This is a genomic window from uncultured Maritalea sp., from assembly GCF_937139385.1.
Lineage (GTDB): Bacteria > Pseudomonadota > Alphaproteobacteria > Rhizobiales > Devosiaceae > Maritalea > Maritalea porphyrae_A.
In genome coordinates this window covers 1-10,585 of the sequence record NZ_CAKZPW010000382.1, presented here as the reverse complement: position 1 = coordinate 10,585, position 10,585 = coordinate 1, and the positions used below count along the sequence as shown (strand labels likewise).

The 10,585-nt window shown below is 49.5% G+C and carries 12 protein-coding genes and 1 pseudogene; 4 read left to right on the top strand and 9 right to left on the bottom strand.

Annotated features, from left to right (window positions below; genetic code table 11):
* Window positions 1-573, top strand: a 573-nt coding sequence (locus tag Q0231_RS15390; protein ID WP_299348904.1) for an SIMPL domain-containing protein, incomplete at its 5' end; no start/stop codon positions are given.
* A gap of 33 nt (window positions 574-606) precedes the next feature.
* Here the strand turns inward: Q0231_RS15390 and Q0231_RS15385 are convergent.
* From Q0231_RS15385 to Q0231_RS15365, 6 genes and pseudogenes are all read right to left on the bottom strand, one after another.
* On the bottom strand, window positions 607-1,431 hold the full coding sequence (locus Q0231_RS15385) for a sulfite exporter TauE/SafE family protein (protein ID WP_299348902.1): 825 nt from the start codon (window positions 1,429-1,431) through the stop codon (window positions 607-609).
* Window positions 1,431-1,883 carry an ankyrin repeat domain-containing protein gene (locus Q0231_RS15380; RefSeq protein WP_299348899.1) on the bottom strand — a complete coding sequence of 151 codons (453 nt, stop codon included), beginning with the start codon at window positions 1,881-1,883 and terminating at the stop codon, window positions 1,431-1,433. The genes Q0231_RS15385 and Q0231_RS15380 overlap by 1 nt, the downstream gene beginning before the upstream one ends.
* A 31-nt stretch (window positions 1,884-1,914) precedes the next feature.
* Window positions 1,915-2,838: a 30S ribosomal protein S6--L-glutamate ligase gene (gene rimK, locus Q0231_RS15375; RefSeq protein ID WP_367274505.1), complete on the bottom strand. Its 924-nt coding sequence runs from the start codon at window positions 2,836-2,838 to the stop codon at window positions 1,915-1,917.
* Window positions 2,839-2,895: 57 nt separating this feature from the next.
* Window positions 2,896-3,297, bottom strand: a pseudogene (locus Q0231_RS16765) (ATP-dependent zinc protease); the annotation flags it as partial.
* 160 nt (window positions 3,298-3,457) lie between these two features.
* Window positions 3,458-4,072: a LysE family translocator gene (locus Q0231_RS15370; protein WP_269395195.1), complete on the bottom strand. Its 615-nt coding sequence runs from the start codon at window positions 4,070-4,072 to the stop codon at window positions 3,458-3,460.
* Window positions 4,073-4,133: 61 nt separating this feature from the next.
* The gene (locus Q0231_RS15365) at window positions 4,134-4,772 is read right to left on the bottom strand and encodes a metalloregulator ArsR/SmtB family transcription factor (RefSeq protein ID WP_269395196.1); all 639 of its coding nucleotides are present in this window, start codon (window positions 4,770-4,772) and stop codon (window positions 4,134-4,136) included.
* Between the two features lie 294 nt (window positions 4,773-5,066).
* Here Q0231_RS15365 and Q0231_RS15360 point away from each other — a divergent pair, with 294 nt between their 5' ends.
* A complete protein-coding gene (locus Q0231_RS15360; RefSeq protein ID WP_299348894.1) occupies window positions 5,067-6,524 on the top strand; it encodes an MFS transporter in 1,458 nt (485 codons plus the stop codon).
* Window positions 6,524-7,960, top strand: a complete 1,437-nt coding sequence (locus tag Q0231_RS15355) for an MFS transporter (protein WP_299348891.1) — start codon at window positions 6,524-6,526, stop codon at window positions 7,958-7,960. The genes Q0231_RS15360 and Q0231_RS15355 overlap by 1 nt, the downstream gene beginning before the upstream one ends.
* A 32-nt stretch (window positions 7,961-7,992) precedes the next feature.
* On the opposite strand, the gene Q0231_RS15350 is transcribed toward Q0231_RS15355, so the two are convergent.
* Both Q0231_RS15350 and Q0231_RS15345 read right to left on the bottom strand, forming a co-directional pair.
* Entirely contained in the window at window positions 7,993-8,280 is a 288-nt protein-coding gene (locus tag Q0231_RS15350) for an HlyU family transcriptional regulator (protein WP_299348888.1), read from the bottom strand.
* A 666-nt stretch (window positions 8,281-8,946) separates the two neighbouring features.
* A complete protein-coding gene (locus Q0231_RS15345) occupies window positions 8,947-9,660 on the bottom strand; it encodes an MBL fold metallo-hydrolase (protein ID WP_269395200.1) in 714 nt (237 codons plus the stop codon).
* Window positions 9,661-9,794: 134 nt separating this feature from the next.
* On the opposite strand from Q0231_RS15345, the gene Q0231_RS15340 reads away from it, so the two are divergent.
* On the top strand, window positions 9,795-10,154 hold the full coding sequence (locus tag Q0231_RS15340; RefSeq protein WP_299348883.1) for a helix-turn-helix domain-containing protein: 360 nt from the start codon (window positions 9,795-9,797) through the stop codon (window positions 10,152-10,154).
* 48 nt (window positions 10,155-10,202) lie between these two features.
* On the opposite strand, the gene Q0231_RS15335 is transcribed toward Q0231_RS15340, so the two are convergent.
* On the bottom strand, window positions 10,203-10,585 hold a 383-nt coding region (locus Q0231_RS15335; RefSeq protein WP_299348880.1), incomplete at its 5' end, for a sigma-70 family RNA polymerase sigma factor.

Below are 10,585 nucleotides of genomic sequence, written 5' to 3'. Positions count from 1 at the left end.
GTTGTGACTGAGGGTACAACAGCGCGCGAAGCCCTAACGGCCAACAATGAAGCGATGAACGCACTCATTGACGTCCTAAAGTCCGCCGGCATCGAAACGCGCCACATCCAAACCTCGGGTTTTTCGGTGCAGCCGAATTATGTACACACCGACATCCGCGATCAGAACGGTTATGTTTTGCCACCCAAGATCAGCGGCTATCGTGTGTCGAATATGGTGACCGTTAGCGTTGTTGATTTGGACAATTTGGGCGCGGTTTTGGATCAAGCGGTAACGGTTGGGGCCAACTCAATCAATGGTGTAAGCTTTTCCGTTTCGAACCCAAGCAAGCTCCTAGATGAAGCCCGCCGTCAAGCGATGGCAGAGGCCATTAAAAACGCTGATGTTTATGCGCAAGCTGCAAATGTTACTCTGAGCCGGATCATCAATATCTCAGAAAACAACAATTATGGCGGCCAGCAATATAAACCTGTGGCCCGGATGGAAATGGCGATGTCAGATTCGGTGCCAATGCAAGCAGGCGAAATCGACTATTCGATTACCGTCAATGTGACATGGGAAATCGCTGAGTAACGTAAGATTTTGGGCGGCAAATTTGTCGCCCAATTATCCAAAGAGCGCTTGAATGATCATGCGGGTCCCCACGATCAAAAGATAGATAGCCAAAACACGCTTAAGAAGCACTGCAGAAAGCTTGTGCGCGATGAAAGCACCAACCGGGGCAAACATGATCGCGCCCACCGCCAACGCCGCCATTGCAGGCAGTGAAATATACCCAATTGAATAGGCTGGCAGTCCAGCCACTCCCCAACCCGAAATGATGAAGCCAATTGCAGCGGGCAATGCGATAAACACACCGAGCGCGGAGCTGGTGCCAACCGCTGTGTGAACAGGGGTACCGAGCACAGTCATGGTTGGCACGCTCAAAGACCCGCCACCAATTCCCATTAAAGATGATATATAGCCAATAAAAGCAGCGCTTAAGCGATGTGTAATGGGCGATGCGGACAAGCCCCCCATCAATTTCTTTTGCAACGGCACAACAGAGTTGATTGCAATGAAGAACGCCATCACGCCAAAAATGAAGCGCAACACAAATGCCGAATAAAACCCAGCGCTAATGCCGCCAATAAATGAGGCAATCACCATTGCCGGTGCCCAAAGTACCAGCAAGTCCTTGGCAACGGCGCCACGCTTTGCGTGTGAACGCGCGCTCGACAAGCCTGTGGGCACAATCACGGCTAGCGAAGTCGCCACTGCCATATGCATAATGATTTCAGTGGGCATCCCCATGAGTTGAAACACGGTCGCCATAACGGGCACCATAACAATGCCACCGCCAACCCCCAAAAGGCCAGCCATCAATCCACCGGCAACACCAGCACCCAAAAGCCAAAGCGCCATGGGCACCAGGTCAACCATCTGATTCATTATCTACTCATCGCTTCGCGTAAAATCTGTATGATCTGTTGTCGCGAATTTTGCGGGGCCTTGCAAGTCGCGTCTAACGCGGTTCGACCATCATTGGTCTTAAGGTGAGGATCTGCGCCAGCATTCAATAAGGCTGAAACAAGCTGCGGTGTGCACCAGCTCGCTGCATTGTGCAGTGCAGTGCGCCCCGGTGGGGTGGCGACATTCGGGTTTGCCCCAGCCCGCAAAAGCACAAGCAAAACCTCAAGACCGCCTTTGGGCCCTGCCGCCACATATATCAGCGGATCCCCAACGCCATTTATCAAATTCGCGTCAGCACCGCCATCAAGCAGCGCACTAAGCTGCGCTGCGTCATTATTTCTAACGATCTGGAAAATCTTTGGCTCAACGCCCATACGTTGAACGCAAGCCGAAATCGATAAGAGGATGGTCAAAAGCAAGATAATTCGCATAACAACTCCTTCCCCCGATGATCGTTTTCCCTTATGCGCGTTTCCGCCTGGCCACACCTGCTGGCAAACGAGCATATCGCGCAACATATTCAACAACTTCACCAGCAATATCCACACCGGTGACCGTTTCCAACCCTTCAAGCCCTGGAGTGGAATTTACCTCCAAGACTTTTGGTCCATCATCTGAGCGTAGCATATCAACACCAGCAAATCGTAAACCCATCACTTTCGCTGCTTTGATCGCCAACAGTCGCTCTTTTTTCGTAATTTTTACTTTCACGATTTTGCCGCGCTGGTGCAGGTTTGAACGAAAATCACCATCTGCCGCTCTTCGTTGAACAGCTCCAAGAACTTTGTTGCCCAAAACGATGCAGCGAATATCCGCTCCGTTCGCTTCTGCCACAAATTTTTGCACCAGAATATTAGCACGCAAGTGCCGAAATGCAGCAATAACGCTTTCCGCCGCCTTCATTGTTTCCGCCAACACAACGCCGCGCCCATGCGCACCTTCCAATAGTTTTAGAACAAATGGTGCTTTCCCAATAATGCCAAGCATTGCTTTCACATCAAGCGGCGAATGGGCAAACCCGGTCACCGGCATCGGAATGCCAGCTTTTGCGAGCGCCTGATGGGCGTTCAATTTGTCCCGCGCAGCCCCGATGGCGGCCCCATTGTTCAAGCTGAACGAACCAATCATTTCAAACTGTCGCACCACCGCCAAACCATAATAGTTCACCGACGCACCAATGCGCGGGATGATCGCATCATAGTAGGGCAATTCCTTACCCTGATGATGGATGGCGGGATTGTCTGCGGTAATGTTCATATAACACCGAGTGGTGTTGATCACATCAATCTCAATGTCGTGTTTTTGAGCTGCAGCAACTATTTTCTTTGTCGAATAACTGTTGGGTTCTCGGCTCAGCAACGCAATGCGTAACCGACGTTCGGGCATGTCTGGCGACAGATTGTCATATGCAGAAATATCCAAATCACCGTTGATCCGCACAGCCATCGGATCAACAACGATTCGACCCTCCATTGCGGTGCGGCCAAGCAATTTGCGGTAGTTCATCGATTCTCTGTCGGTCAGCGACAGCTCAATCTCCCACTGATGCTCGCCGACTTTGAGCATAGTGCGCACAATCGGACGCATTTCTGCCTGACCGTTTGAAGATATGATTTCGCGATAAGCAACAAGTGGCGCTGTACACCAAATTTGAACATCAGGACGCTCAACAACCGGCTGCACACCAAATCGGATCATCCGTTGCCCGTCTTCTTCTATTTCCTCGTAGGAAAAGGCGTGCAACGACGAGGTCTTTGCCCCAGTGTCTACTTTTGCCAATACAGCGGGCAGCCCCAAATCGGGGAAAGAAATCCACTCTTCGTGGCCCACGCTGATTTTTGGCATTTCTTCATCTGAAGTCGTCATCTCAAAATTCCCATCGACGTCGATACCCGTTGGCACCTTGCCATCAGCCTATCGCGAAAACTTAAATGCTGCATTACAGCAAAAAATCCCGCCACGCGACGGGATTTTTCAGTCATTTTAAGAATCTAAACCGGTGAATCTATTGTTCTGAAACGGCCAACTTTGCCGCCAACAAACCAAAACTCACTGCAACAGTACGTCTGAACCAGCGCATAAATGCTGGCGAATTCGTCAGAAGCTGGCGCACTGAAAACGCCAGAACAGCGAATATGGCAAAAACCAAAAACGTTAGCATCATAAATATGCCTCCCAACACCAACATCTCAACCGTACTATTTGCAGCTTGCACATTTACAAACTGAGGCAAGAACGCCATGAAAAATAGTGACAACTTTGGATTAAGTGAATTGATCGCTATGCCCGAACCAATAACTTTAGCCACTGTCGGCACCGCTTTTGGCTTCTCGTCCAACTGAATTGGCCCAGCAGATCGCAGCGTTTGCCACGCCAGATACAATAGGTAAGCAACCCCTGCATATTTCACAAATTGAAACGCCACCGCACTTGTGTGCATCAAAACCGCAAGGCCAAATATCGCTGCCAATAGATGGGGTACAATGCCCATTGTGCTCGCAAAGGCTGCAATAAGCCCCGTGCGCCAACCACCCGCAATGGCCATCGCTACCGCATAAACCATGCCCGTGCCGGGGATCAAGATCACCACCATGCACGTTAGAAAATACTCAAATGTCATAACTGCCCTCCTCGGCGAATATGAGCGCGAGCCTATTCACAAAATGTGGCGCGAACAAGCGCTAGGGGGCCTTTTCAACGATCCTATAGGTACAACGCCGTGCGCCGGACACAATGTGGCTCTCACGCTGAACATCCGCATTCTCGCCCAGAACTGTTTGAAACAGTTTCAACTCGGATTTGCAAAATCCCTGGCATGTGGTCGCCGCAATACAAATGGGGCAATGGTTTTCGTGCAGCAAAAATCCACCTTCAACTGGCTCCACTTCTGCCATATATCCCTCAGCCTCGCGAATTTTCGCAAGAGTTTTGACCTTTGCCCCAAGCGCAGATTTTTGATCCAGCTTCGATTGATAAATGTCCAGCGAACGTTGTTCGCGTTTTGCGATCAATTTATCCAAACCCGCTTCGCCAAATGTTTCAATAACTGAACTTATCATTTCAATGGTCAAATCCGCGTGCCGATCCGGGAAACGCTGATTACCCTTGTCGGTGAGCTGCCAATATTTCTTCGGCCGCCCAACACTCTCGCGACGGTCCTCGCTAATCACCAAGCCTAGCTGGGCCAGTTTTTCCATATGCTGACGCACAGCGACAGAGGTCGTGCCCACCAACTCACCCAAGGCCACAGCTGTTTGTGGGCCACGTGTTTTGATGAGAAACAAAAGCCGCTCAATGGTCTTGTCATCAGACATTTTCATGAAAAACGATCCTTAGCTGTTGCGCCACTCTAATAAAAAAAGATTTGACTTGTCAAATAATCCTGCCTAATACCGATAAAGAAAGAATTTTCTTATTTAATGACGAGGTGCCAAAATGTGGATCAACAAATTCTTCAACACTCTCCCTAGAGCGTTTCCCCCTGTTGAGCCGTTGGCGCATCGTGCTGCCCTGTTGGTTGGCAATTCTGCCCCCGCCAATCAACAGGGCTCCCCCTATTGTCCGGCCTGTGAACAGGCAAAATCTGTTCACGAGTTCTATGCCGACATTGCAAAATGAGCACCCAAGACGAAAACGCGCATGTTAAATTCTCTGACCTGTTCAAAGAAGGGCGTGCCCTCTTAACGCTTACCCTAATTCTCAGTGTTGGCTCACACGCCACAAACCTGTTCGTCACGCGTACAGTGCTGCCCACCATTGTGGCGGATATTGGCGGCAAAGAATTGATGTATTGGGCGCTCGCCCTTTTTCAAATCGCGGCCATTGTCGGGGGCATGGGTTCCGCCCAGATCAAAGATAAACTTGGCGGCCGGCATACAATCTATTTGGCGGCTGCCTTGCTGGTCGTCGGCTCTTGTTTTGCAGGTTTCGCACAACACTTCGGTTACCTTGTTCTCGGTCGTGGCATCCAAGGTTTTGCTGAAGGCCTGCTGATATCGCTATCGTACATCATTTTGAGCGAAAGCTATCCCAACAATCTTATGGCACGCATGATCGGCATGCTTGCTGTGGTTTGGGCCGCAGCTTCAGCAATTGGCCCCCTCGCCGCAGGTCTGTTGGAATCCAGCTTTGGCTGGCGTAGCGCATTTTTGGTCAATCTCGTCATCGCCATCCTTCTTGTGGTGCAATCAAGATACGCCGTGAAACAACAACCATCTCAAAAAGACGGACAACGGATTCCCATCGCCCGGCTCGCTTTGTTCGTATCCGCAATAACCGGTATTTGCCTAACCGGGCAATTTACAAACCCAGTTTTAATCCTTGCCATTTTGGCCTTCTCAATGGCATTGCTCGCTTTTGCGATCAAACGCGACAAGCGCGCGAAAAACCGGATGTTGCCCAATCAGATACTCACCACCAAAGGCACGATCGGTTTAGGTATTTGGACAAACATTTCAATCTCAATCGCGGTCGGCGGTCATGGTGTTTATGGTGTCGCTCTGCTCCAAAGCATCTGGCAACTCAGTCCCATTTACGCAGGATTTTTGGCATCAATCGTTGCGGCAGCTTGGTCTGTAGCATCTTGGGGTCTATCTGGTGTCGCAAAGTTAAAAAACCAACTGCTGCTTATACGCACCGGCATCACCATGATTACCTTTAGTTTTCCAATTACTGCTTTAGCCTGGTCACTAACCAACCTCACCATCGCCACACTTGGCTTTGCAATTCTCGGCTTGGGATTAGGCACGTCTACGATATTTCTTGAAAAGAAAATCATGCATGCAGCCACGCATAAAGAGAAAGACCGAACATCTTCAATCCTACCTCCTATAGATAGCGCCGCGGGCGCCATCGGCGCAGCATTCGCCAGCATCCTAGCGCTAAGCCTTGGTCTGTTCGGCGGCACACCAACATTTGGCATTTTGGACGCACATGTAGCCTCAGTCGCGGCAACGCAAATGTATTTGACATTCTTTGCCCTGTCGGTACCTGCTATGGTGATGTCATTCCTACTTCCGCTTGATGATTCCCAATCCGAGCGAACCAATAATACTCAACCAATTGCAGAGTAATGAGCGCACCAACACAAAGACCGCCCGACCATTTCAACAAGCTGTTTTCAAAAGAATTCATTCTGTTGAGCATGCTGAACATTCTGATTGTCGGCTCTCATGCAGTAAACAGCTACGTTACGGTCACTATTGTGCCTTCAATCGTTGTTGATTTGGGTGGTCGCGAGTATATGTTCTGGCTGTTCGCGCTGTTTCAAGTCGGCTCCATCGTCGCCGGCGTGGTCGCAGGTAGCTACAAAAACAAGATCGGCGCGCGCAACATCTTTTCTATTGCCTGCTTGATCTTGCTTTTCGGCTCACTGCTCGGAGGTATGGCCAACCATTTGACCTTGGTCATTCTTGGCAGAGGACTACAAGGCATCGGCGAAGGCATGCTTTTGTCGCTGATCTATATATTGGTAGCCGATTTACTACCCTCAAAACTACTGCCCCGCATGTTTGCGCTTAGCTCTGTCATTTGGTCAGTTGCAGCAGCTTCAGGTCCATTGTTTGCCGGGGTTATGGATCAGTTCATTTCTTGGCGCGCGGCCTTTTTGTTTAACGTACCGCTCGTCCTGATCCTGCTGGCCATTGCTTGGCGCGCCATTCCCAAACAAGAGGCTAAAAAGCAAGCCGATCCTTTACCGATCAAAAGGCTTGTGCTCCTCACCGTGGGCCTGCTGGTTATGGGCGCGGCAGGGCAGTTCACAACGCCAGCAATCCTCGCCGTCATCATCGTCACCTCACTTGCAATGCTAGCGGGCTTCATGTGGCTAGACAACAAAGCCACTAATCGTCTATTGCCCGCGCGGCCCTTCACCCAAGACACAGCCGTTTCGATCTGCATGACAATGATATTCCTCATTCCCCTGGCGGCATCCGCAGGCAACGTCTATTTCGCCTCGCTCTTGCGCTCGGTTTGGGACTTGTCCGCACTTCAAGCGGGCTACGCATTGGCAATCATTGCTTTTGCTTGGACAACTGTCGCATGGCTCACCAACAAAATTGACGACCCCATCATCGAATTTCGAATGATTCAGCTCGGGAGTTTTTCCTATGCGGTGGGCATGGCCATTTCAGCCGCTGGTCTATATTTTGGCTCGCTAGGCATCGTGTGTTTCGGATTTGCGGTGCAAGGGGCAGCTATGGGTGCCAGTAGCCAATTCAACCGCAAAGTCATTATAACAAGAGCATCACAATCCGAACGATCAACGACCTCAGGAGCGATCGCACCAACTTCATTTACCGGCGCGGTAATTGGCGCGGCACTTGCTGGGCTCACTGCTCAAATGTTTGGCCTTTTTGAAGGCACACCCACTTCATCTGTATTTGATCCAGATATCGCCCGCACTTCGGGCAGCATGATGATGTTGGTGTTTGCGGGCTTAGCGTTCTGTGCGAACTTAATATCACTTAGATTGCGCCAAAGGCACCTCGCCGCGCCGATCCAAATCTAACCCCACAACAACCAAATCATCGGACCCACACGTCACCCAAACAGGCTATCGCCTTGTTCTTTTATGATTTGCTTGGCCTTGTCGATTGCCGCGCTTTTTGCCATTTCAGGACTGCCAAGTCGATCAGCACGTATGAATGTTGATGACTTCAATTCACCATCAATCTCTTTTTCAATGATGCCGGAAAGCTGATACTCAGATCCCACTTTCATTTCCGTTGCCTTGATCACATAGTCAAGGTGGTGCTCTTCGCCAAGCACCTTCGGCTCACCAGACGCGGGTTCATTTCCCATACCAAAGAGCTTCTTTAAAAACGACATAAACTTCCTTCTCTTCAACTGGGCTCGTTCCGTAAATCAACAACCAGTGCGATTGCCTATTACAATCTAACTAACAGATTCACGCTCAATGCTCCAACTATGGTCAACTTTGTTTTGGGTCGTAAAACAAAAGTTCTTCGTAAAGCGCATTCGTTTTAACGAGTTGCTAGGTTTTAAAAGATAGAACAATTCAAGCTAATTCGGCTATCCTTATGAATTGATTCAACAAATCAAAACAACCATCTGAAATTGAATCACTATTTGCTATTCGCAGAGAAGCGCTCCTGTTTGGCATTATCTGCGCGAGTGCCAAGATCCAATCGAAAATAGTGCCGATAGCTTACTCATAATTTGATTCAAGAAAATGCTCTAACCACTTGGCATTAAATCACATTCCCTAAAGCCAGCCCATGTGCCCCATTACTCTGTTAGAGATTCCTGCATTTGTGTCCCACAAAGCTTTTGTTGAATCAATTGAATCACTTAAGCTAGTTTTGTCCGTTTTTTCGTGACGTTAGCGCCGATCAAACCTCGTTTGTGCGTCCATTGGGCCGTTGGCGACGATCAAAATCACGAAAAACCCACCGGCAAACAACAAATGTACACCGCATAATAAAGGGCCCCGTCGGGGCCCTCCGTTAGACAAAAACCCGCGCAATTAAACGCCTACATTCTCCTGAGCAATTCAATATGCTTTTCAATCGCACGTGAAGCCAATTTAAATCCATGACCCAAATGAAAATGTCTAGCTCCATCAGTGAGCAATCTTTCAAGTTCCGTTGCAACCTGATCGGGTCGTTCCTCAAACGGTGGGCGTTTGGCAATTCCCGTTGGAATTATGCCACCCAGTCCTAATCCAGATGCTACGAGGTCGCTGACAAACGTATGACCATTCTCAAGCACAACAGAGATCGAACCCGGCGTATGCCCTGGTGTCGGCGTGACATAACCTGAGATGCCGTACGGCTTAAGGTCAAAGCTGTCGTTTCCATCAATCGTAAGTTCGGGTGTAAAAAACTCAAATGGAGATTGCGGCGCGCCAGAGCGAAGCAGTAATTTTCCGACCCAGCCAGTTGGGCACAACATCATTTTCTCTTCGCCAGCGCAATAAATCGCCTCGCGCTTATGGATTAGCACCGGGGCATTGCAGAGTTTTCGAAGCACTGCTGCGTTCCCCGCATGATCAAAATGTCCATGCGTCACAATGATTAAATCGACATCTCTGAACTCTAGTCCTAGTCGTGCCAAACTCTTGGCGACGCGCGCCTCGCAATTTGGCAGTCCTGCATCAACTAAAATCACTCCTGACCCTGATTGAATGACATAGGCATTGACCATACCAAATCTCATAACGGGAACACGCTGTATTCTAAAATCCATATCAAATCTCCTGACTTCGCGCGGAGAATAGATGTTCAAACCCTGCAGGCAATCCGTTACAATTTTGTGCCCTATGGCTTTCCCGCTCGGTTGCGCATATACTGTGCATATACACGATGGATATTGGAGTGACCATGCAAGATATTGAACCGGCCGCGAATTACGCGATGAACGCAAGCAACTGCCCGGTGGCCTCTGCAGTCCAAACTTTTTCCGGAAAATGGAAACCGATTATGCTGCACATGCTTGCTGAGCGCGAAATGCATTTTGCCCAAATCATTCGTGCGTTACCGAAAGCCAGCAAAAAGGTTCTCACAGATCAGCTCAGAGAATTGGAAGCAGAAGGCATCATACTTCGCACGCCTACCAATGAACGTCGACCAAGGGTCATCTACTCGTTGTCTGAGTTAGGAAAAAGCTTGGCACCTATTCTGCTTGAGCTCTATTATTGGGAAAAGAGCCGGCGCATCGAACATCGCAACCATGCCGCATAAAAAAGGGCCCCATCGGGGCCCTTAATCAATTCAACTATACCAACTCGATTAGTTATCGAGGAACGAGCGTAGCTTGCGGCTACGGCTTGGGTGCTTAAGCTTGCGCAAGGCTTTCGCTTCAATCTGACGAATACGTTCCCGCGTCACGCTGAACTGTTGGCCAACTTCTTCCAAAGTATGGTCTGTGTTCATGCCGATACCAAAGCGCATCCGCAACACACGTTCTTCACGTGGCGTCAGTGACGCCAGAACACGTGTTGTTGTTTCACGCAGGTTCGACTGGATCGCCGCATCAATAGGCTGGATCGCATTGCTATCGGGAATGAAGTCGCCCAAGTTGCTGTCTTCTTCGTCACCAATTGGTGTTTCCAAAGAAATCGGCTCTTTAGCAATCTTCAGAACCTTGCGAACTTTGTCCAATGGCATTTGAA